Genomic DNA, 22157 nt, shown 5'->3' on the forward strand with positions numbered 1-22157 from the left:
GGAGGGAGGGAGGAGGGGAGGGAGGCCGCGCAGCGGAGGGAGGGGCCGCGCGGTGGGAGGTGGACGCGGGGAAGTACCTACTCCATTATGTGCGTATGAGCGCACGCATGCACCTGGCATCTGCACACGGTTCGCACCCGCAAGACCCCGGCGCCGAGCAGTTCGCCCGCGCCGCCGATGTTCTGGGACTGCTCGCGGACCGCACCCGCCTCGCCCTGCTCCACACGCTCGGCCGGGGCGAGGCTGACGTGAGCACCCTGACCGGCGCCGTCGGCGCGGCGCGTCCGGCCGTCAGTCAGCACCTCGCCAAACTCCGCCTGGCCGGACTCGTCACCTCGCGCAAGGACGGGCGCCGTGTCGTGTACGCCCTCCGGGACGGACACCTCCGCCGCCTCGTGGCCGAGGCCCTCCAGCACGCGGATCACGACCTCTCCGGCCTCCCCGGACACGACTGAGTCCGAGGCGAAACCCCGAAACCGCCACCACGAGCTCAAGACCCACGAGGTCCTCAGACGGTCACCCAACTCAGGCCGTTCAACCCATGACCGCCCAGCTCTTGGCCGTCCGACTCACGGTCGTCCGACTCACGGTCGTCCGACTCATGGCGGCCCGACCCACGACCGTCCGACCCGGCGACGAGGCGACGAGGCGACGAGGCGACGAGGCGACGAGGCGACGAGGCGACGAGGCGAGCGTCAACGGCCGGCTCCCTGAACAGTAAAGCAATTTGCCTAATAGCTTTAGGCATACGCATACTACATTCAGGTAGATGAAAGGACGGTTATGGCAGCGCGCGTAGGACTGACCACGGAACGCCTGGTTCGGGCGGGGGCGGAACTGGCCGACGAGGTCGGCTTCGACCAGGTGACCGCCTCGGCGCTCGCCAGGCGGTTCGATGTCAAGGTCGCGAGTCTGTACTCGCACCTCAAGAACTCACAGGACCTCAAGACCAGGATCGCCCTGCTCGCGCTGGAGGAGCTCGCCGACCGGGTCGCCGCCGCCCTGGCCGGGCGCGCCGGGAAGGACGCCCTGGCCGCTTTCGCGGACGCCTATCGCGACTACGCCCGGGAGCACCCCGGCCGCTACGCCGCCGCACAGCTCCGGCTCGACCCGCAGACGGCGGCGGCGAGCGCCGGGGTCAGGCATGCCCAGATGACGCGAGCGATCCTGCGTGGCTACGACCTGTCGGAGCCGGACCAGACGCACGCCGTCCGGCTGCTGGGCAGCGTCTTCCACGGCTACATCAGCCTGGAGATGGGCGGCGGGTTCAGCCACAGCGCGCCCGACACGCAGGAAACCTGGTCGCGGGTCCTGGACGCGCTCGACGCCCTGCTGCGGAACTGGCCCGCGCCCGGAACCCCGCCGTCGCGGCACCCGCAGCCCGCCGACGCTCGGCCATGACACATCGATGCGGCGGTGCCTCGCTCACCGGCGCACCACCACATCGACATACCGCCGCATCGCCACACCACCACACCACCACATCGGCGCATCGGCGCATCGCGCACCAACGCGCCCGCACACCAACGCACTTCGAGCATCCTGATCAACAGGTGGGGACAATGAACACCGAGCACAGCTGGATCACCACGCCCATCACCACGGACATCCTGCGCGGCGCCCTCGAACTGGAACACACCGCACACGGTGTCCTGCCGCACCGGCTGCCCGCCCGCGCCCGTGCCCAGTACTCCGACGGGCAGCTCGCCATGGCGGAGTCCCAGCCCTCCGGCGTCCGGCTGGTCTTCCGGACCCGGGCCACCGCCATCGAGCTGGACGCACTGCCCACCAAGCGGGTCTACGTGGGCGCTCCGCCCCGTCCGGACGGTGTGTACGACCTGCTCGTCGACGGCCGGCTGACCAGTCAGGCCGGCGTGGCCGGTGGCAACACCCTGACCATCGACATGACCACCGGAACCGCCGAGAGCCGGCCCGGCCCGGCAGGTACCCTCCGCTTCGCCGAGCTGCCCGGCGGCGACAAGGACGTCGAGATCTGGCTGCCGCACAACGAGACCACCGAACTCGTCGCCCTGCGTACCGACGCCCCCGTCGAGCCCGTACCGGACCGGGGCCGCAAAGTGTGGCTGCACCACGGAAGTTCGATCAGCCACGGCTCCGACGCCGCCAGCCCCACCACCACCTGGCCCGCGCTCGCCGCCTCCCTCGGCGGCGTGGAACTGATCAACCTGGGCCTGGGCGGCAGCGCCCTGCTCGACCCGTTCACCGCGCGTGCCCTGCGCGACACCCCCGCCGATCTGATCAGCGTCAAGATCGGCATCAATCTGGTCAACGCCGACCTGATGCGTCTGCGCGCCTTCACCCCCGCCGTCCACGGCTTCCTCGACACGATCCGCGAAGGCCACCCCACCACACCACTGTTGGTCGTCTCGCCCATCTTCTGCCCCATCCACGAAGACACCCCCGGCCCCAGCGCCCCGGACTTCGCCACCCTCGGCACCGGGCAGCTGCGGTTCCGGGCCACGGGTGATCCGGCGGAGCGCGCGAGCGGGAAGCTGACGCTGAATGTCATCCGGGACGAGCTGGCCCGGATCGTGGCGCAGCGGGCGGCCGAGGACCCGAACCTGCACCACCTCGACGGCCGCGCCCTCTACGGTGCGGCCGACTCCGCCGAGCTGCCCCTGCCCGACGAGCTCCACCCGGACGCCGCCACGCACCGCCGCATCGGCGCCCGCTTCGCCGAGCTGGCCTTCACCGCGACCGGCCCGTTCAGGGACGGCAGCGCCTGACACCGTTCTTCCCCCCGCCGACGCCCATGACTGGCGGGGGGGGCAAGCGGCAACTGGGCTGACATCGCAGGCGAGTTGGCGCGGGAGAGCGGGGCTCACACCGGCCCCGTCCCGTCCCGTCCTGCCCCGCCCTGTCCTGCCCCGTCCTGTCCTGTCCTGTCCCGTCCTGTCCCGTCCTGCTCTTCGGCCGCACGCCCCGCAGGGCGGTCATACGGCGCACCTCGGGACGGGGCCCGGCGGGGCGGCCGGTGAGGACCTCGTGGCGGGGGTGAACGGGAGGCCGGGGGTAGGGCTGGCTGGGGGGTCCGAGGACAGGCGACCCCCGGGGGTGAAGTGCAGTCCGCACCACCTCGGTTGGGGCGCTGGCCTCACTGTTTCTTTTCGGTTCTCGACCGAGCATTGAAGCGTTCACACGAACGGTCCGATGCCCGGCCCTGAGCGAGAAGAGGAACGCAGCCATGCCGCGTCTGACACGGAATGCGAAAGCATGAGCCTGGACGAGCGGACTCGTCCGCGCACCCTTCAGCTCAGCACGATCGGCAGCCGTACCCCGGGTCAGCGGGACCGCGCCATTGACGGGCTGCGGGCACTGGCGCTGCTCGCGGTGCCGACCGGCCACTGGCTCATCGGCGGCTTCGTCCGCGATCCCGACACCTCGCTGCACAACGCCAGCCCGCTGTCGACCTTCGCTCCCCTCGCGCCCATCACCTGGGTGTTCCAGATGCTGGGCATCTTCTTCCTGGTCGGCGGCTATGCCTCGGTGCAGTCCTTCCGGCGCGCCGCCGAGCGGGGCGAGCCGACGGGCCGCTGGGTACGCGGCCGACTGGCCCGCCTGCTGCGGCCCGCCGTCGGGGTCACCGCCGTCTGGGCCCTGCTGGCCCCGCTGCTGTACGTGGCCGGGGTGCCCGAGGCGACGATCCACACGGCGGCGACGCTCGTCGTCCAGCCACTGTGGTTCGTGTGCGTGTACGCCGTCGTGACGGTGCTGACGCCGTACTGCATGGCCGCCAACCGGCGGCTCGGGGCCTGGGCCGCGGCGCCGCTGGTGGCGACGATCGCGATCGTCGACTTCCTGCGCTACGGCCCGTTCGCGGACTCGATTCCGTACTGGGTCGGCCTGATCAGCCTCTTCCCCGGCTGGATGTTCGCGTACCAGCTCGGCGTCTCCTGGGGCGAGAAGCGGCTCGGCCGGCGCGGTGCCTGGCTGCTTCTCCTCGGCGGCACGGCGCTGTTCGCGGTCCTGCTGCTGGTCTTCCACTATCCGGTGAGCATGGTCGGTGTCCCCGGTCAGGACCGGACCAACTCGCATCCGCCGTCGCTGTTGGTCATCGCTCTGGCCGCCGCGCAGTCCGGCGCCGCGATCCTGCTGCGGGACCGGATCGCCGCGCTGCTCGAACGGCCCGTGCTGTGGGCGCCGGTCACGGCCGTCAACGCCTCGGCGATGACGATCCTCTGCTGGCACCAGACCGCGATGGTCGCGGCCGCCCTCCCGGCGTCGTACCTCGGTGCGGTGCACGGCCTGACCACGTCGCCGGACTTCCCCGCCTGGATGCTGACCCGGCTGCCGTGGCTGCCGCTCTTCGCCGCGATCCTCATCCTGATCGCCCAGGTGACCCGGAGGTTCGAGTTGCCCTGGACGGGAGTGACCCGCACCACCCGAATACTCGCAGGGGGGCTGGCCGTCGGCTTCTCCGCCTTCGCCCTCGGCCTGCTCTGAGGGGAGCGGGACGGGGAGAAGGGAGCGGGGAGAGGGGAACAGGGAGAGAAGGGGGAGAACACTTCGGGCGCCCGCCTCGGGATGAGGGGGCGCCCGAAGTGTTGGTGGAGGTCCTCCGGTGAATGACCGCCCCTTCGCGTGGTCGCCTGGTGGGCGGGGCGGCTTCGTCGGGGGCGCGATTTCGCCCTCGTCGTCGAGTCCAGCCGCGGTGTCCACAGCCGATCAGGCTTTCGCGAAGTGGTCCATATCCGTATCAGTATCCGTATCGGTATCGGTATCTGTATCTGTATCCGTATCGGTATCCGTATCGGTATCCGTATTCCGCGAGTGGTCCGGTGCGGTCAGCCGTGGAGCATCTCGGCGACGCGGAAAGCGAGGTCGAGGGACTGGCTGTGGTTGAGCCGGGGGTCGCAGGCGGTCTCGTACCGGAGCGGCAGGTCCTCGATGCCCACGGCGCTGCCGCCGCCGATGCACTCGGTCACGTCGTTGCCGGTGAACTCCACATGGATGCCGCCGGCGTGCGTGCCCAGCTGCTGGTGGACCTCGAAGAAGCCCTGGACCTCGTCGAGAATGACATCGAAACGGCGGGTCTTGTGGCCACTGGGCGTCCGGTAGGTGTTGCCGTGCATCGGGTCGCAGACCCAGGCGGCCCGCGCGCCGCCCTCGACCGCCTTCGTCACCAGGGCCGGCAGCCGGTCGCGTACCCGCTCGGCGCCCATCCGCGCCACGAACGTGAGCCGGCCGGGCTCGCGGTGCGGGTCGAGCCGGTCGAGGTAGCCGAGGATGTCGTCCGGCCGGGTGTCCGGGCCGATCTTGACGGCGACGGGGTTACGGATCCGGCTGAGGAAGTCGATGTGCGCGCCGTCCGGCCGGCGGGTGCGCTCCCCGACCCAGACGAGGTGGCCGCTGGTGGCGTACGACAGCCCGGACCGCTCGTCCGTACGGGTCAGCGCCCGCTCGTAGTCCAGCAGCAGCCCTTCGTGGCTGACGAAGAACTCGGCGGTCTGCACGCCGTTGGGCTCCACCCCGCAGGCGCGCATGAACAGCAGGGTGCGCTCGATCCCGTCGGCCAGCTCCTCATAGCGTCCGGCGGCGGGCGAGTCGGCGACGAACCCCCGGTTCCAGGCGTGCACTTGGCGCAGATCGGCGAAGCCGCCCTGGGTCAGGGCCCGGACGAGGTTGAGGGTGGTGGTCGACGCGTCGTACATCCGGCGCATCCGGCGCGGGTCGGGGCGGCGGGCGGCCGCGGTGAACTCCGGACCGTTGACCGCGTCGCCCCGGTAGACCGGCAGGGTGACGCCGTCACGGGTCTCGGTCGGCCGGGAGCGGGGATTGGCGTACTGGCCCGCCATCCGGCCGACCTTGACGACCGGCATGGACGCGGCGTACGTGAGCACCACCGCCATCTGGAGCAGGGTGCGCAGCTTGCCGCTGATCGCGTCGGCGGAGGTCTGTCCGAAGGTCTCCGCGCAGTCGCCGCCCTGGAGCAGGAACGCCTCACCGCGCGCCACCGCCGCCAGCCGCTCCCGCAGCCGGTCGCACTCCTCGGCGAAGACCAGCTGGGGCGCGGCGCTCAACTCGGCCACCACGGCGTCGAGTTCGGCCGGGTCGGGCCACTGCGGCTGCTGGGCGGCGGGGAGCGCGGCGTCCACCGCACCGGCCGGGCCCGGCAGGGGTGCGGGGCGCGGCGGGGCGATCCGCGTCGAACCGATGCGGCCCTCTCGTGCGGGTTCCTTCATTACAGCCCCCAGAATGGGTTCGAGTTCAATTCCGTTACGTGTGTGCTGTCAGGTGTCTGCCGTCAGGCGTGGCGCGCGTCCGGCCCGCTCCGTGTGCCACGTCCGGCGCGGCCCGGTACCACCGGCGCGGCGACGGCCGGGTCACGAAAGGGCGGAGTGGCCCGCGTCCGCCTCCCCGGATTGGCCTGGCTCCGCTCACCGCGCGGCTGTTTCACTTACCGTGCCGTTTCACCGGCCTTCCACCGGCCTTCCACCGACCCCCTCATCTTCCCTTTTCCCTTCCCTTTCCTCTCCCTTTTCACCAGCTTTTCCACGGCCTTTCACCGGCCTCCGCCCCGCCGACGGGGAAAGCCCGTGAACTCGGGGACTTCAGACGCCGGGCACCACACCGGTAGACGCCGCCGGAGAGGTGGCGGACCACGCGCGCACCGCCGCTCCCCCTGCCTCCAGTTGCTCCCCCATTGCCCGCTGCGGGGCGTCGTCCGGCCTTTCCGCGCAGGTCACCGCGGATCCGCTGCCGACGAACGACCCGCCGGCGCGGTAGGTGTCGCTGAGCGGGGAGGCGGACCGGCGCGCGGCGTTCCCGCTGGAGAGCCTCGCCGGGCCGCGGGCGGACCGGCGTCCGGAGGTCGTCGGGCACGGCCGGCTCGCCGAGATCCGGCTCGTTGCCCGGCACGTCGGGATCGACGGCGCGGCCCCGCGGCCCCGCGGCCCCGCGCCCCCGCTGCGCCGCGCGCTGGGCGCCGTCGCCGAGCGGTGCGGTGCGGTGGTGTGCGGTGCGGTGCGGTGGTGTGCGGTGCGGTGCGGTGGTGTGCGGTGCGGTGGTGTGCGGTGCGGTGCGGCCTGACCCGCGCCGAAGGCCCCGGCACCGGCGCCGACGAGGGTCCCGACCGGTTCGGCCTCCCCCACTCCGCGCAGGCGTGGCCGCTGCTGCGGGCCGCGCAGGAACTGTTCACCGCGGACCGCGGACCGCGAACTGCCGGGCCCCGGGTACGCGTTCGCTTCCTGACCACCCGCGGCCACGAGGCCGCCTGGCACAGGGAGCCCCCGCGCGGGAGGTGTCGCGCGGCGGCCCGGACGTGACGCTGACGCTCCTCAGGGAGACCGTCCGGTACGACCCAGGACACCGGCGCGGTGCGGCTGCCGACCGCGGTGTGCGACGCCTTCCCGCCCACCGCCGGTCCCGAGGCGGCCGCCCACGCGGCGCGCACTGCCGCCCGGCCGGCCGATCCGCCCCCCTGCCCCGAAGCGCCCGCGCCGCTCTCCGTCCGGGACAGCGTCGAGCGCGCCATCTTCCTGCGCCGGGCCGAACGGCGCCTGGCGCACATCCGTCGTCGGTCAGCAGCGTCGGCGACCGGTCGTCCGCGGCGATCTCGTGCACGACGACGACCAGTACGTGATCCCGCGGAAAGACCCTCAGCAGCCGCACCCTCAGCAGCCGTACCCACAGCGGGCGTTCGGTGATCGGGGCAATGCCCGCACTGGCCGTCCGGGCCAGGGTCCGGTGCAGCCGGGCGGGCGCGACCGGTGCGGCGCGCAGCGCGCCGAAGCTCGCCTCCGGCGGACGGGACTCCGGCCCGCAGCGGCCCTCCGGCTCACGGTGCACAGTGCGCAGCGGCCGGTGCCGGCGCACGACGGCGGCCGGCGCGGCCTGGAGCGCGGGGATCTCCAGCGCGCCCGGGAGCCGTACCGAGACGGTGCGGGTCCGGCCGGCCCGCGGCTCCTGGAATCGGTTGGTTGAGGAACCGGAACCTTTCCTGGACGGGCGACAGTTCGGCCGCCCCGTCCGCCCTGTCCGCCTGTCCGCCCTGTCCGCCCCGGCCACACTTTCCACGGACGCCGCGCCCCTCACCACTTCCCCCGTTTCGCGCGCCTTCCGTACCTTCTGCGGACCCCATACCTGCCACGGATCCGACGACTTCCCTTGGGTCCCGCCATTTCGAACGGACGAACGTTTTCCATGAGATCAGCACTTTCCATGGAACCAGCGCTTTCCACAGGACCAGCGCTTTCCGCGGGTTCCGCACTTTCCACGGGCTCCCGGACCTCATCGCACTGAAGACCGTCACTCGTCGTTGTCACGTTCGCTCTCCAGAGAATTGCGGACGCCCGTCCGGCTGTCTCCCGGCCGGGGGACGAGCCACTTCGCCCCGGCTCACGCGGCGTGCTGCACCATCCGTCCGCCGAACTGCACGCGGTCGGCGCGCCCGGTCGCCGGATCGAGCAGGAACCGGCCCAGGTGCGCCCGGACTGGGTGCGTGGTGGGCCGGGTGCGCCCGGTCCGGGTGCGTGGTGGGCCGGGTGCGTGGTGGGCCGGGTGCGTGGTGGGCCAGGTGCGTGGTGGGCCGGGCGGCGGAGCCACGGCCGCCGTGGCCGGGCGGCTGGTAAGCGGCGCCGCCGTCGTCCTCCGGCACGGCGGGCCCGGCACCGGTACGGGAAATCCGGTACACGGTCTCCCCGTTGACCCATCAGCCCGTACAGTCCGGCAACGCCGCGGCGGCCTCGTCCGCCGCATCCGCCGCGTCCGGGGCGGGTATGCCGATCTCCCGGCCCGTGGCGCGCGGCAGGGCGACCAGGTCGTACCAGGTGGCGGCACCGGCGGCGGAGTTGGCCTGGAGGGCGAGAGCGATACCGCTCGTCGGATGCAGCTCAGCAGGTGGCGCGGGGCCACTCCGGCGGCCGCCGCGGGCCGTCCGGGGAGCCGTCCGGCCACCGGTTCGTCGAGGGCGAGATCGCCGTCGGTGACCAATTGCAGGAAGACCGTAGCGGTGAAGAGTTCGGTGACCAATTGCAGGACGGCCGTGGCGGTGAAGAGTTCTGTGACCAATTGCAGGACGGCCATAGCAGTGCAGAGTTCGGTGACCGAGGTCAGGAGCAGCGGTGCGGTGTCCGCCGGTTCTCCGGCCGTATCGGAACCCTCGTGTCCGGCGCGCGCCACGGTGAGTTCACCGGCTTCGTACAGCGCGCTTTGCAGCACCGGAATACGGTGTCTGCGCGTCATTTCACCGAGCCATTCATCCAGCGCTCCGGATTCCACGGCACTCCCCCACATCACATTCACCAGAGAATCCGGAACCGCGCAGCACAGAACCGCCCTGGTGGGCTTGTTACGGGAAAGGGAAAGGGAAAAGGTTTGTTCGCGAAAGCGGGCCGCGGCACCGGGGCGTTCAGGCGGGTATGGACGTCAAGCGGCAGGCGCATGGCGCGGGTTGCCGCTGTGCGGGGCTCGGCGCGGCCGCCGGGCGCCGCCGGGCCGGGGCAGTGCGACGGCCGGCGGTCCCGCTCCCGCGGGGGCCCGCCGGCCGTGGTGTGCGTCGTTGTTCCGTGCGCGCTATGCACGCATCCCGATGGCGTCCGCCGCGCGGGCGCGCAGCGCCATCCTCGTCGGCAGCAGTACCGCCGCCGCGGCCAGCGCCGAGGTCGCCCCGACGATCCCCAGGTACAGCAGCGGCGGGATGTACGGCACCGGCGAGGACGTCAGCCCCAGGCTCACCGTCATCAGGGGCAGCAGCGGCACGACGGTGCCGGCCACCACGGCGATCAGGATGACCATCAGCGTCTCGGTGCGCATCATCCGCATCACCTGCTCGGGCGTCGCCCCGACCAGCCGCAGCAGGGCGAACTCCCGGGCCCGCCCCAGCGTCGTCAGCACCAGTGTGTTGGCGACCGCGACCGCGATGTAGCCGAGGACGAGCACCAGCGGCAGGGCGCTGCCGGCCAGTCCGGCCGACGCCGTCTGCTGCTGGGCGACCGACAGCCCGCCCTCGTCCATGACCTTCAGGCCCGGGTACTTCTCGCCGATGTCCGCCAGCTCACCGGCGACCCGCTGTTTGTCCGCGCCCGGCGCCAGCCGCACCAGGACGGAGTCGTCGAGCCGTTCGGAGCTGTGCGCGAGCACCGTTTCGTGCGGCAGCGTGACATCGCCGAAGCCCAGTCCGCGCCGGTAGACGGCGACGACCTTCGCCTCCTGCCGCGCGCCGTCGGGCAGGTGCAGCCGCACCCGGTCCCCCACCCCGGCCCCCAGGGTGCTCGCCGCGCCGTCGCTGAGCGCGACCGTGTCCGGGCCCTGGCCCAGGCCCGCCAGATCGCCCTTGTCGACCTGGAGATCGAGGAGCTTGTCGAGCTGACGCGGTGTCACGCCCTGCGCGTCGTAGTCGAAGACCTCCGGGGAGTCCAGCAGCTTGCGGGAGGCGAACAGCTTGATCCGTACGATTCCGGCCGCCGCCTCGACGCCCGGCAGCCGCCGGATGTCCTCGGTGGCGGCCACCGGCACACCGCCGGCATCGCTGTTGAGGGTGTAGTCGGCGATCACTCCGGCCGCGGCCTGGTCCTTGGCCGCCTCGGAGGTGGTGGTGGGGATGAACAGCTGGACGGAGGCGAAGCCGATCGCCAGGATCAGCGGCCCGATGCCGGCGGCCAGCCGGCGGGCGTTGGCCCGGGTGTGGGCGACGGCCAGGTATCCCGGCGTGCCGAACCGCCGCCGGAAGGGCCGCGCCAGCAGCCGGGTCGCCCGGCCCACCACCGGCGGCGCCAGCATCAGGATGGCGATGACCATGACGAGGCCGCCGCTGCCCGCGCCCGCGACGGCGAAGATGCTGCCGAAGAAGAGCGGCAGCAGCGAGGCGGCCAGCCCGAGCACCAGCAGCAGTACCCCGAAGGTGATCCGGGCCCGGCCCAGCGTCGGTTCCTCGGTCGCCGACCGGCTCAGTGCCTCCACGGGCCGGATCGACACCACCTTGCGGGCCACCGCGAACCCCGCGACCTGCGCGGTGAGCACGCCGATGGCCACCGCGGCGAGCATCGGGACGGGACCGTAGGAGAACGCGAAGTCGCCCGGTACGACGCCGATGAGGGAGAGCGCGCCGCGCAGCACCCCCGCCGCCAGTGCGCCCGGCAGACAGCCCAGCACCGACGCCGGCAGCGAGATCGCCAGCGCCTCACCGGCGATCATCTTGTGGATCTGCCGGGGCGTCGCACCGACCGCCCGCAACAGCGCCAGTTCCCGGCGCCGTTGGTGCACGCCCAGCGCCAGGGTGCTGCTGACCACCAGCATCGTGATCAGGATGACCGTGCCGCCCAGCGATCCGGCGAGCTCCTTGAGCTTGCCGCGCGCGGAGGCCACGTCCGGGTTCTCCACGCTGCTGCGCCCGTCGCCGGTGTAGATGTCCACCGGGGTCCTGCCGAGCTTCCGGCCGATCCGGTCGGCGAGTTCCGCGGGGTCGGTGCCCTTCGTGGCGAGCACACCGATCGCCGAGACCTGGTCGTCGCGGCCGTAGAGCTCACGGGCCTGCGCGTCGGAGAAGAACACCGGCAGACCGCGCAGTGTGTCGCCGGGCCCCTGGTACGCGACCACGCCGACGACCTTGAAATCGGCGGCCGCCCGGGTCGTCGCCAGCCGCACCGTGCCGCCGGTGGCGACCCCGGCCCGGTCGGCGAGGGACTTCTCCAGCACGACCTCACCGGGCCGCTCCGCGCCCCGGCCGCCGACCCGTGCGAACGGGCCGAGTGCGGAACTGGCCCAGGTCGTGCCCAGGGTCTGCTGGTCGTCGTCGCCCTTGAGGATCTCGCCGTCCTCGCCGACCAGCTCGGCCGGGAAGCGCAGATCGGCCACCGCCCGCCGCACACCGGGCACCGACGCCGTGGTGTCCACCAGGGCGCGCGCCACGCCGACCGGGCCGGGCAGGCTCCTGGTCTTGGTGTGCCGGCCCTCGGTGACCGAGAACTCCTGCTTGCCCGCGACGACCACCGCGGCGTTGTCGTAGCGCTGCACCGGAACCCCGGAGCCGATACCGGACTGGAGGATGATGCCGAACGCGGTGATCAGGACGGACGCCCCGAAGAGCGCCACGAACGCCCCCACGAAGCCGCTCCTGCGCTCCCTGACCGTCGTCAGTACGAGACGGAACACGGCTCACCACTCTCCCAGGCGGGTCATCCGCTCGGCGATCCGGTCCGGCGTCGGCCCGGTCATCTCCGCCGCGTACCGGCCGTCCGCCAGGAACACCACCCGGTGCGCGTAGGAGGCGGCGACCGGGTCGTGGGTGACCATCACCACGGTCTGGCCCATCGAGTCGACGATGTCCCGCAGCAGTTGCAGCACCTGCCGGGCGGTGCGGCTGTCCAGCGCGCCGGTGGGCTCGTCGGCGAAGACCACCTCGGGCCGGGCGGTCAGCGCGCGGGCGATGGCGACGCGCTGCTGCTGGCCGCCGGAGAGCTCGGACGGCCGGTGGCCGAGCCGGTCGCCCAGCCCCACCCGGGACACCACCCGGTCCAGCCAGGCGCGGTCCGGCTGCCGGTCGGCGAGCATCAGGGGCAGCGTGATGTTGTCCGCGACCGTCAGCGCCGCCATCAGGTTGTACGCCTGGAAGACGAACCCGACGCGTTCCCGGCGCAGCATGGTCAGTTCGACCTCGGTGAGGTCCGACAGGTCCGTGCCGCCCAGCACCACGGTGCCGGCGTCCGGCCGGTCCAGTCCCGCCGCACAGTGCAGGAAGGTGCTCTTGCCCGCGCCGGAGGGCCCCATGACCGCGGTGAAGGAACCGCGCGGGAAGCCGAGGGAGAGATCGCGCAGGGCGTGCACGGTGCCGGCGCCTCTGCCGTAGGTCTTGCGGACTCCGTCCAGGCGCACCACCTGGTTGTCGCCGCCGGCCGGGCCGCCGCCGGTGCCGTGTCCTGGGGACGTGGCCTCGTCCGCACGGGAGGCCATGGCCCGTTCCGCCTCGGCCCGTGCCGCCCGTTCCCTTCTGCTCACATCCGGTCCTTCGCTGCGCGGTCGTCCGTCGTGTCCTGCCGATCAGGACGCTAGGCTCCCGGCCCCTCGGGGACCACCGCGTGAACTGGGGGTCGAATGGTGCAGTTAAGTGCCCCTACGGCCGCCCGGAGGCACCGGTCGGGCCACGGACCGGTGGAGCGTGACGGCCGTCCCCGGGACGGCCTCCGTCGCCGGTGGTACGGTGCTGACGCTGCTGCTCCGGGGGGTTTGGTCATCGATGTCCATGCCCCTGTTCGCCGCGTCACGCCAGCTGCTCCGGCTGCCGTTCAGGGAGTTGCTCCGGCAGATCTTCAGCCGTTTCCCGCCGTCCGCCGGTTACGTCCTGTTGTGTCTGGGCACCGGCCTGGCCGGGTTGCTGCTGCTCTACGTGCTCGCCATCGTCTTCGCCCTGTGCCTGGTGGGTACGGGTTTCCTGCTGCTGCCCACGGCGTTGCGCGCGCTGCGCCGGTTCGCCGAGTTCCACCGCCGCCAGGTCTCCCGCCGGTTGCGCGTCGGTGTGGCCACCCACTACCGGCTGCCGGCGGACGGCGCGCCGCCGGGGGCGCCGCCGTCGCTGCGCGATCCGGCCGTCCGCAAGGACCTCGTCTGGCTGCTCGCGCACAGCGTGCCGGGCACGCTGACGTGTGCCGCGGCGCTGAGCGCGTGCGGCCGCGCGGTCAACTGGCTCTCCGCGCCCGTGTGGTGGCGGCTCGCACCGCGCGAGCGGGGCTCCGTCATCATGATCACGGTCGATTCCTGGCCGAAGGCGATCGGTGCGATGGCCGTCGGGGTGGGCTACGCGGTGGCGGCGGCCGCCGTGCTCTCGCTGCTGGCCCGGCTGCACGCCCTGGGGTCGCGGCGGCTGCTGACCGCCCGCGCCCGGGTACCGCTGGCCCAGCGGGTCAAGCACCTGTCCGTCACCCGCGCCGACGCGCTGGACGCGCACGACGCCGAACTGCGCCGCATCGAACGGGATCTGCACGACGGCGCGCAGGCCGGGATCGTCGCCGTCTCGCTGCACCTGGGCATGATCCGGCGGGCGCTCAAGAACCGGCCGGAGCAGGTCCCCGAGATGGTCGAGGCGACCCAGCAACTGACCCAGCAGGCACTGGATTCGCTGCGCCAGCTGGTGCGCGGAATCTATCCGCCGGTGCTGATCGACCGCGGTCTGGTGGACGCGGTCCGGGCGCTGGCCGCGCTCTCCGCGGTGCCCACGAAGATCGATATCGATGAGCGTGCGGCACCGCTGCGCGCACCGGCGGCGGTGGAGGCGGCGGCGTACTTCGTCATCTCCGAGACGATGACGAACATCGCCAAGCACAGCGGGGCGGACAGTGCCCTGGTGTGGCTGCGGATCACCGAGCGGAGCATCTCCCTCCGGGTGGAGGACAACGGACGCGGTGGCGCGTCGGAGCAGGCCGGCAGCGGGATCATGGGCGTACGCCGCCGGGTCGCGGCCTTCGACGGCAGCACCGAACTGACCAGCCCGCCGGGCGGTCCGACCGTACTCAGAGTGGAGATTCCATGCGGATCCTGATCGCCGAAGACAACGCGCTGCTCCGGGAGGGGCTGGTCCTGCTGCTGACCGGCGAGGGCCACGAGATCTGCACCACCGTCGACAACGGTGACGATCTGCTGCCCGCGCTGCTCGAACACCGCCCCGACGCCGCGGTGGTGGATGTCCGGCTGCCGCCCACCTTCCGCGACGAGGGCCTGCGCGCGGTCGTCGCGGCCCGCCGGGAGATCCCGGACCTGCCGGTACTGGTGCTGTCGCAGTACGTCGAGCGGGCGTACGCGGCCGAGCTGCTGGCGCAGAGCGCCTCCGGCGTCGGCTATCTGCTCAAGGACCGGGTGGGGCGTACGGAGGAGTTCCTGGAGGCGCTGGAGCGGGTCGCGGGCGGGGGGACGGCGATGGACCCGGAGGTGATCTCCCAGCTGATGATCCGCAAGGCGGGCGACGATCCGCTGGGCGCGCTCACCCAGCGGGAGCGGGAGGTGCTGGCGCTGATGGCCGAGGGCCAGAGCAACGGCGTCATCGCCGAGTCCCTGTTCATCGCCGAGAGTTCGGTCAACAAGCACATCGGCAACATCTTCATCAAGCTCGAACTGCCCGCCCCGGCCAACGGACACCGCCGGGTACTGGCCGTCCTGGCGTATCTGCGGGCCTGACGGGGCCGACGGCGGGCACGAGCCGGCGAGGGCCGGGGGGCGTGGCCGGGGGTCGGGGCCGGGGGTCGGTGGCCGGGGGTCGGTGGCCGGTGGCCGGGGGCCGCCGCCCGCGGTCGGGGGCCGGGGGCCGGTGGCCGGTGGCCGAGGGCCGGGGGCCGGTGGCCGAGGGTCGAGGGCCGGGGACCGGGGACCGGGGACCGAGGGTCGAGGGCCGGGGCCGTACGGGCCCGCAGGCCGTCCCGCGCCGCGGCGGGCGTTCGGCCGGTAACCGCCTCCAGCGCGTGGAACCGGGGGAAGGCCCGGATCGTCCGCACGGGCGTCAACTCCGGTGCGATCACGGCCGACGCCGCCGTGCAGGCGGGCACGGTGGCCGGGGCTCCGGCGGCCAGGAGCTGGGCCGCCAGCGGCCGGGAGCAGGGCGCCGCCGAGCACCGGGCCCAGCACCGGACCCGCGCTCATCGACACCCCGATCGCCCCGACCGGCCGGCCGCGCATCCCGTCCGGTGTCACCAGCATCCGTCCGGCATCACCAGCATCTGGTACGTCGTCACGAGAGAGAGGGCCGTGGGGGCGAGCAGCGCCACGGCGGTCGGCACCAGCCCGCTCGCACACCCCGGGGGCACCACCGCGAGCAGCGGGACCAGAACCGTCGCCGCCCGGGTGAGGGTCAGCAGCGCCCCGTACCGCGGCAGCGTGTGCCGCAGCCGCGGCGCGAGCAGCGCGCCGGTCACCCCGCCGGCCGCCGGCAGGACCCCGGTCGCACCGGTCTCCGCGGCCGGCGGCCCGCCGGTGCTGGTGGCGACCGCCTTCACCATGCTCTTCGGCGGGCTGCTGCTGACCGGATCGGTGCTGCCGAGCGGTTCGACGGGTACGGTGTGGCCCTCCAGCATCGGCGTCAACTCCGGTCGTCCGACGGTCCGTTCGGTGATCCGCGGACCATCGAACGCGCCGGCGGCGAGGTGGCCTCGTGCGTCGGATGCAGGCCGATGCAGAGAAGACCGGGCCCGCCGGGCGGCGAGCTGACCACGTGGCTCTCCCGGAGTTTCTCCGCCGGAGTCATCGGTGAGCCCGTCGGCCATCCCTGACCGTCGCGCGAACGGCCCCTCGTCCGGGGCCGGATACCCGGCCTGCGGCCTCCGGGCGCCACGCTTGTGAGCTGCTGCGAAATGAGCCTGGCCGGACACCCCGGACCACCGGAAGGGCCCCGCCCGCGGCATGGACCGCACCGGATCCAGTGCCGTGACCGGCAAAGTCTGCCCCGCGAGGAGCGTCGTCCGGTGCGTGCGATCGCCAGGCGGCCGGAAGTCCTTGTGGCGGAGCTGGCAAGGCTAGCGGGGCTGGCGGAGCCGGCGGAGCCGGCAGGGCTAGCGGGGCTGGCGGAGCTGGCAGGGCTAGCGGGGACTTGAGCCAACGCGGCGAGCGTGCGTGCTGGGCGGCGCGACGGGGCAGAGCTTGCCGGGAGGGGCACCAGGTGCAGTTCTCTGCCACCTCCATTCGGGAGTGTGCCCTACTGCGCCGGGCCGCCCGGCGGCGCAGGATGGAGTCCTCGCAGAGCCCGCCACCGCGGGCGGCGGACCATGACAGGGAGGCCGGCAGGTGACACCGAAGGAGTCAGGGCCCGGAGCCAGGAGGCGCCGTGAACGGGCCGGTGCCGCGGTGGCCGCGGTGAGCACCATGGCGGCACTGACCGCGGGGCTGGCCGGTTGCCACGACGTGAGCGCCAAGACCGCCGACCGCGTGGAACTGTGCGCGAAGATCGTGGGCAAGACGTTCACCAATCCGTTCCCGGACGATGCGAACAAGACGGAGCAGGACGTCAGAAAGCGCGCCGACGAGCTGGACGAGATGGCCAAGGAAGCGCCGGACGAGAAGCTCCGCCAGGCCATCGAATCGACCGCGGAGAAGATGCGTCACGCCGAGGTCAAGGGCAAGGGCACGAGCCGCACGGCCCTCGGGTACCTCTCCGAGCAGAACGACCGGCTCAAGGACCTGCGCCACACCTGCCTGAACCGCGACGACTACACGTAACCCCGCGAACCGGTCCCGGCCGACGCGCGGCCCGCTGCTCGCGCGTCGCCGGCACCCGCCGCCGGGCTCCTTGGGTGTCTCCCCCGTCACCCGGAAGGCCCGGCTCCCCTGCCCAGCACCGAACCACCGAACCAGCGTCAGGAGCAGTCATGCCGGAATCCAGCGGTTGGAAGCCGACCAAAGAGCGCCCCGTGTGGCCCTGGATCGTGCTCGCCGTCGTCGCCGTCGGCGTGGTCATCAATGTCCTCATCACGATCTGAGGACGGCGCCCGCCCCACGTCCGGGAGCACCGTCTCCGCGCGGCCGCGGCGATCCGCGGCCCGGCGGTCGGCAGAGGTCGGCGGGTGCCTGTGGAACGGTCAGCGTTCCCAGCCGCCGGGCCGGTCCGCCCCGCGCCCGACGGTGCCACGGCTCTCCCGGGAGGGGAGCACCGCTATCGCGATCATCAGGCACACCGCGCCGCCCACCGCGTTGGCCAGCCCCTGCTCCAGGTCGGTGAAGTGGAAGGCGTCCGACGGGACCGCGCGGATCTGCTGGACCAGCCAGAGGCCCCCGATGGCGAGGCCCAGCAGCGCGGACAACGCCATCACCACCCGGGACCGGAGACCCAGGGCGAGCAGGGCCAGCGCCGCCGCGAGCGTCAGGGGCAGCAGCATGGAGGTGACGAGCGCGCTGCCGCCGCCGTCGTGCAGCCCGGTGATCAGGTCGGTCGCCGGCACCGACCGGGGGTCGCGGCCCCGGTACCAGGGCTGGAAGGCACTCACCACCAGCGCCGCACCGCCCACGAGGGTCAAGAGAATCGTCGCCGTCAAACGGGCCATGGAAAAGGTGCTCCTGTTTCTTGTCATCGGTAGATCGTGGGGTCGGCCGTCGGACGTCAGTCGTCGGACGTCGGACTCGGTCTGTGTCGTGGTGCCGTGGCATCGGCCGTCGGCCGCCGGCCGACGCCATCTCGTGGTGCCGGCCGACGTGGTACCGGCTGTCGTTCCCGGTCAGCGCCTCTCAGCGCTCGTCAGCGCCTCGTCAGCGCCTCCTCAGCGCTCGGCCGTTGCGCCGTCAGCGGCCGCCGGGGCCGGCCGGGTGCCGGCTGCGCAGGACGGATCTGGCGGGCAGGAGGTAGCCGGCGGCGGCCGTCAGCACGGCCGTCCCGACGATCAACGCTGCTTGGCCGGGCGGTAGATAGGGCAGCGAGCCGGTCAGCGAGAAGCTGAGCGCGGTGAGCGGGATCGCCGCCGCCAGCCCGCCGACGACCACCCCGACGGTGATCACCATCGCCGCCTCGGTGCGCAGCATCCGCCGTATCTGACGGCGGCTCGCGCCGACCAGCCGGAGCAGCACCAGCTCCTGGCGGCGGCCCACCATGATGAGCGTCAGCGTGCTGAGCACGGCGATGACCGTGAAGCCGCCGATCACCCCGACCGCGAGCATCGTGATCACCTGTCCGAGACCCCGGTCCTCGGCCTGGAGATGTTCGCTCTGCGGTCCGGTCACCACCGTGGTGGCCACCGCGGCGGACGCCAGCCGCTCGGTCAGTGCCTTGCGTACGGCCCCCGGATCGGCGCCCGGCTCCAGGCTCAGCAGGATGCGGGAGTTCAGCGGCGCGGCGAGATGCGGCGCCAGCTCCTGGGGCGCGAAGAGGAAGTCGCCAAGTGCCAGGGAGCGCTGGTAGATGGCGGCCACCTTCAACGGGACCGCCGCGCCGTCGCCGTAGCGCACCGTCACGGTCGAGCCGATCGCGAGGTCCAGCGAGCGCGCCCGGTCGCTGCCGACCGCGACCGTGCCCTTGCCCAGGTTCTTCAGATCGCCGGCGGTGACCGCCGGGTCGAGGGTGGCGGGCAGCGCCGCGGGCCGTACACCCAGCACCGGCAGCCGGTCCAGCTTCGGGTCGCCGAGTTCCTTGGCGGCCAGCACGACGGTGGAGTGCAACACCCCGGTGGCCGCGGCCACCCCGGGCACCTGCCGGGCCCGGTCGACCGCCGCCTCCGGCAGGCCCGCGCCGTCGGTGGTCACCGCGAGCTGGGCACGCATCGCCTGCCCGGCCTGCTCGGCGCCCAGCCGGTCGATGGTGGCACCGGCCGAGAGCTGCACCCCGATGAAGGCCACCACCAGCGCGATCGGTGTGATCGCGGCGCCCAGGCGGCGGGCGTTGGCGCGTGCCGCGGCGGCCGCCAGATAGCCGCCGGGACCGCCCAGCCGCCGCGCCGGTGCCCCCAGCAGCCGCGTCGCGCCGCGCGCGATCCATGGGCCGAGCAGCGCACACGCGATCACCAGGGCCAGTGTCGCGCTGCTGGCCGCCATCGCGGCGAGTTGCCCGTATTGCAGCGCCGCCGTGGCGGCCGCGGCGAGGCCCAGGGCCAGCAGCACCACACCGGTCACGGTGCGTCCGCGCGCCGGCCGCGCCGGTTCGCGCTGTGCCTCGCCCATCGCCTCGGCCGGCCGGACCTTGCCGATCCGGCGGCAGGAGAGGGCCGCGACCCCGCGGGCCGCCACCACGGTCAGCGCCGCGGTGACCAGCGGTGCCGCGAACAGCCACAGGGGGCTCGGCAGATCGAGTCCGGTCGGGACCGCGCCGCGCGAGCGCAGCATCGAGACCAGGGTCAGGAAGACCGGTGCCGACGCGAGCGCGCCGACCAGGGCCGCGGCCAGGGCCACCACCGTGATCTCCCGGCTCACCGTGGCCCGCAGTTGCTGCGGGGTGGCGCCGACCGCGCGCAGCAGCGCCATCTCGCGCGAGCGCTGGTGCACCGCCTGCGCCACGGTACTGGCGACCACCAGCCCGGCGATCATGAGGACGATGCCGCTGACCGAGCCCATCAGCCCCAGCAGGCTCGTACGGCTGGGCGCCACCGCGAGGAACTCCGGATCGCCGCGCCCGTCGCCGGTCAGCACCCGCAGGGCGCCCGAGTCCTCCTGGTAACGGTCGGCGGCCGCAGCGTCCTTGGCGGGCGCTCCGCCGTCCAGGGCCCGGCGCAGTCCGGTGTACAGCCGGTCCGGGTCCACCCCCGGGCCGGCCAGCACGCCGATGGCGTCGGTGGTGTCCGGGTGCCCGGCCAGCTGCCGGGCCTGCCGGTCGCTGAAGAAGACGGTGCCCTGATGACCCAGACCGCTCTTCCCGTCCTGCGCCGTGGGCGCGGCGATACCGGACACCTCGTACGCGGCCGGTGTGCCGAGGGTCTGCACGGTGACCTTGTCCCCCACCCGGGCGCCGGACCGGGCCGCCAGGTCGCCGTCCAGGACGATCTGCCGGTCGGTGGCGGGCGCGTGTCCCGTACGCAGGGTGAACGGCGCCAGCGCGGCGGCCGCCCAGCCGTGCCCGAGGACCGGGGAGTTGCCCGCGTCGCTGTCCGGGCCGGGCACGACCGTGCCGCCGCGGCCGGTCAGGGTGACCGGGATGACGTCGTCGCCGATGGCCGCCCGGACGCCCGGGACGGCGGCGAGCCGGGGCAGCGCCGTACGCGGCACCCGCACCCGTTCGGTGAGCGCCGCGGTCTCGGTCCGGGGCTCGGAGCCCGGGGGTTTGGCGGTGTAGCGGGTGCTCTGGTCACCGGCGACCACCGCGGCGGTGGCGGCGTACCGCTCCACCCGGGCGTGGCCGATGGCCGCGGACACCGTCGTCAGCGCGAAGCTGCCCAGCAGCAGGGAGGTGAACACGAGGGCCGCGAACACCGCGGCCCATGCCTTGCGGTGCAGCCGCAGCGAGCGCCGGGCGAGGAAGCGGGCCGTGCCGCGGCCGCGGGCCGCGGTCCCGGTACGGGGCGGGGCGCCGGCCCGGGTGCCCGGGGCGCCGCCGGGGCGCGGGCGGGTGCGGGCGGTCGTGGCGCTCACCGCTCACCGAGCCGGGCCATCGTGCGGGCCACGGTGTCCGGGTCCGGGTGGTCCAGCCGGCCGACGATGCGGCCGTCCTCGATGAAGATCGCCTCGTCGGTCCAGGACGCGGCCACCGGGTCGTGGGTCACCATCACCACGGTGTGGCCCTCCTTGTTCACCGCGTCCCGCAGCAGGGTCAGTACGTCCGTCGCGGTGGCCGGGTCGAGGGCGCCGGTCGGCTCGTCCCCGAAGATCACGGCGGGGTTGGTGACCAGCGCGCGGGCGATCGCCACCCGCTGCTGCTGGCCGCCGGACAGCTCGCTCGGCGCGTCGTCGGCCCGGCCCCGCAGCCCGACCGAGTCCAGTACCCGCAGCGCCCGTTCGCGGACGGACGGGTCGTCGGGCCGGGCACCGGCCAGCAGCAGCGGCAGCGCGGTGTTCTCCGCCACGGACAGCGAGGGGACCAGGTTGAGCGCCTGGAAGATGAAGCCGATGCGGTCCCTGCGCAGCCGGGTCAGGCCCGCCTCGCTCATCTTCGCCAGGTCCGTCCCGCCGATGTGCACCGTGCCCGAGGTGGGCCGGTCCAGCCCGGCGGAGCACTGGAGGAACGTCGACTTGCCGGAGCCGGAGCGGCCCATGACCGCCAGGAACCGGCCCCGCGGCACCGTGAGGCTCACCCCGTCGAGAGCGTTCACCGACCGGCCGCCGCGGCGGTAGCTGCGGGTCACCCCGTCGAGTGTCAGCGCCGCTTCCGGGGCGAAGGCGTCCTCGTACCGGGCGCCGCCCCGCGGACCGACGGCGCCGTGGAAGGACGCCTCGCCGTAGCCGGCCGCCCCGCCCCGGGACACGTCCGCTCCGTGTCTGCCCGCGCCGACGCTGCCGCCGCCCGCCGCGCGTTTCACCGTACGAAGCCTGACCATCTCTGTGCCCTCCGGCGTCTGACGACCGGAGTCCCGGCCTCGGTCCCGCCACCCGCCGACTGCGCCGGAGTGGCTGTTTTCCCTGGTGAGAACGGTATGGATCAGACGGACGCGGCACGATGGTGCGCACACCCCACCTGGGGTACAGCCTGCGCCACCATGGTGTGGGGGGGTTCGCCTTACCGCCCCGGCCGCCCCGGGGAACCAGCGTGCTCCGTATCCTCACCAGGTGCCGGGCCCGCGGTGCCCGCCCAGGGAGAACCTCACGATGCAGGACTT

The 22157-nt window shown here is 73.3% G+C and carries 15 protein-coding genes; 8 read left to right on the top strand and 7 right to left on the bottom strand.

Annotation, left to right across the window (positions count from 1 at the left end; genetic code table 11):
• The first annotated feature begins 95 nt into the window (after nucleotides 1-95).
• The 4 genes from ACLJWH_RS33160 to ACLJWH_RS33175 all read left to right on the top strand — a co-directional run bounded on the left by ACLJWH_RS33160 (nucleotide 96) and on the right by ACLJWH_RS33175 (nucleotide 4464).
• Entirely contained in the window at nucleotides 96-455 is a 360-nt protein-coding gene (locus tag ACLJWH_RS33160) for an ArsR/SmtB family transcription factor (RefSeq protein WP_131126539.1), read from the top strand.
• A gap of 328 nt (nucleotides 456-783) precedes the next feature.
• Nucleotides 784-1401 carry a TetR/AcrR family transcriptional regulator gene (locus ACLJWH_RS33165; protein WP_411145483.1) on the top strand — a complete coding sequence of 206 codons (618 nt, stop codon included), beginning with the start codon at nucleotides 784-786 and terminating at the stop codon, nucleotides 1399-1401.
• 161 nt (nucleotides 1402-1562) lie between these two features.
• On the top strand, nucleotides 1563-2747 hold the full coding sequence (locus ACLJWH_RS33170) for a GDSL-type esterase/lipase family protein (protein WP_411145484.1): 1185 nt from the start codon (nucleotides 1563-1565) through the stop codon (nucleotides 2745-2747).
• A gap of 487 nt (nucleotides 2748-3234) precedes the next feature.
• Complete coding sequence (locus ACLJWH_RS33175) at nucleotides 3235-4464, top strand: acyltransferase family protein (RefSeq protein WP_411145485.1); 1230 nt, start codon at nucleotides 3235-3237, stop codon at nucleotides 4462-4464.
• Nucleotides 4465-4805: 341 nt separating this feature from the next.
• Here the strand turns inward: ACLJWH_RS33175 and ACLJWH_RS33180 are convergent, their stop codons facing one another.
• A complete protein-coding gene (locus ACLJWH_RS33180) occupies nucleotides 4806-6203 on the bottom strand; it encodes a class II 3-deoxy-7-phosphoheptulonate synthase (protein ID WP_411145486.1) in 1398 nt (465 codons plus the stop codon).
• A 544-nt stretch (nucleotides 6204-6747) separates the two neighbouring features.
• Here ACLJWH_RS33180 and ACLJWH_RS33185 point away from each other — a divergent pair.
• A complete protein-coding gene (locus tag ACLJWH_RS33185; RefSeq protein ID WP_411145487.1) occupies nucleotides 6748-7050 on the top strand; it encodes a hypothetical protein in 303 nt (100 codons plus the stop codon).
• Nucleotides 7051-9534: 2484 nt separating this feature from the next.
• Here ACLJWH_RS33185 and ACLJWH_RS33190 read toward each other — a convergent pair.
• Nucleotides 9535-12111, bottom strand: a complete 2577-nt coding sequence (locus tag ACLJWH_RS33190; protein WP_411145488.1) for an ABC transporter permease — start codon at nucleotides 12109-12111, stop codon at nucleotides 9535-9537.
• A 3-nt stretch (nucleotides 12112-12114) separates the two neighbouring features.
• Nucleotides 12115-12954, bottom strand: a complete 840-nt coding sequence (locus ACLJWH_RS33195; protein WP_411145489.1) for an ABC transporter ATP-binding protein — start codon at nucleotides 12952-12954, stop codon at nucleotides 12115-12117.
• A gap of 238 nt (nucleotides 12955-13192) precedes the next feature.
• Here ACLJWH_RS33195 and ACLJWH_RS33200 point away from each other — a divergent pair, with 238 nt between their 5' ends.
• Nucleotides 13193-14491, top strand: a complete 1299-nt coding sequence (locus ACLJWH_RS33200; RefSeq protein ID WP_411145490.1) for a sensor histidine kinase — start codon at nucleotides 13193-13195, stop codon at nucleotides 14489-14491.
• Nucleotides 14479-15123, top strand: a complete 645-nt coding sequence (locus ACLJWH_RS33205) for a LuxR C-terminal-related transcriptional regulator (protein WP_411145491.1) — start codon at nucleotides 14479-14481, stop codon at nucleotides 15121-15123. Before ACLJWH_RS33200 ends, ACLJWH_RS33205 begins: the two co-directional genes overlap by 13 nt.
• 506 nt (nucleotides 15124-15629) lie before the next feature.
• Here ACLJWH_RS33205 and ACLJWH_RS33210 read toward each other — a convergent pair.
• Nucleotides 15630-16013, bottom strand: coding sequence for a hypothetical protein (locus ACLJWH_RS33210; protein WP_411145492.1), 384 nt, complete (start codon nucleotides 16011-16013; stop codon nucleotides 15630-15632).
• Between the two features lie 784 nt (nucleotides 16014-16797).
• On the opposite strand from ACLJWH_RS33210, the gene ACLJWH_RS33215 reads away from it, so the two are divergent.
• Nucleotides 16798-17151: a hypothetical protein gene (locus tag ACLJWH_RS33215; protein ID WP_411145493.1), complete on the top strand. Its 354-nt coding sequence runs from the start codon at nucleotides 16798-16800 to the stop codon at nucleotides 17149-17151.
• Between the two features lie 359 nt (nucleotides 17152-17510).
• On the opposite strand, the gene ACLJWH_RS33220 is transcribed toward ACLJWH_RS33215, so the two are convergent.
• From ACLJWH_RS33220 to ACLJWH_RS33230, 3 genes are all read right to left on the bottom strand, one after another.
• Nucleotides 17511-17972, bottom strand: coding sequence for a hypothetical protein (locus ACLJWH_RS33220; RefSeq protein WP_411145494.1), 462 nt, complete (start codon nucleotides 17970-17972; stop codon nucleotides 17511-17513).
• A gap of 235 nt (nucleotides 17973-18207) precedes the next feature.
• The gene (locus ACLJWH_RS33225) at nucleotides 18208-20976 is read right to left on the bottom strand and encodes an ABC transporter permease (protein WP_411145495.1); all 2769 of its coding nucleotides are present in this window, start codon (nucleotides 20974-20976) and stop codon (nucleotides 18208-18210) included.
• A complete protein-coding gene (locus tag ACLJWH_RS33230; protein ID WP_411145584.1) occupies nucleotides 20973-21701 on the bottom strand; it encodes an ABC transporter ATP-binding protein in 729 nt (242 codons plus the stop codon). Before ACLJWH_RS33230 ends, ACLJWH_RS33225 begins: the two co-directional genes overlap by 4 nt.
• Nucleotides 21702-22157: the final 456 nt, after the last annotated feature.

The organism is Streptomyces sp. x-80 (assembly GCF_046549095.1).
Classification (GTDB): domain Bacteria; phylum Actinomycetota; class Actinomycetes; order Streptomycetales; family Streptomycetaceae; genus Streptomyces; species Streptomyces celluloflavus.

Coding starts and splice junctions, on each gene's coding strand:
- ACLJWH_RS33180 (WP_411145486.1), bottom strand. CDS start 6,203: ATGAAGGAACCCGCACGAGAGGGCCGCATCGGTTCGACGCGGATCGCC.
- ACLJWH_RS33220 (WP_411145494.1), bottom strand. CDS start 17,972: ATGGCCCGTTTGACGGCGACGATTCTCTTGACCCTCGTGGGCGGTGCG.
- ACLJWH_RS33210 (WP_411145492.1), bottom strand. CDS start 16,013: ATGCTGGAGGGCCACACCGTACCCGTCGAACCGCTCGGCAGCACCGAT.
- ACLJWH_RS33160 (WP_131126539.1), top strand. CDS start 96: ATGAGCGCACGCATGCACCTGGCATCTGCACACGGTTCGCACCCGCAA.
- ACLJWH_RS33170 (WP_411145484.1), top strand. CDS start 1,563: ATGAACACCGAGCACAGCTGGATCACCACGCCCATCACCACGGACATC.
- ACLJWH_RS33165 (WP_411145483.1), top strand. CDS start 784: ATGGCAGCGCGCGTAGGACTGACCACGGAACGCCTGGTTCGGGCGGGG.
- ACLJWH_RS33215 (WP_411145493.1), top strand. CDS start 16,798: ATGGCGGCACTGACCGCGGGGCTGGCCGGTTGCCACGACGTGAGCGCC.
- ACLJWH_RS33200 (WP_411145490.1), top strand. CDS start 13,193: ATGTCCATGCCCCTGTTCGCCGCGTCACGCCAGCTGCTCCGGCTGCCG.
- ACLJWH_RS33205 (WP_411145491.1), top strand. CDS start 14,479: ATGCGGATCCTGATCGCCGAAGACAACGCGCTGCTCCGGGAGGGGCTG.
- ACLJWH_RS33175 (WP_411145485.1), top strand. CDS start 3,235: ATGAGCCTGGACGAGCGGACTCGTCCGCGCACCCTTCAGCTCAGCACG.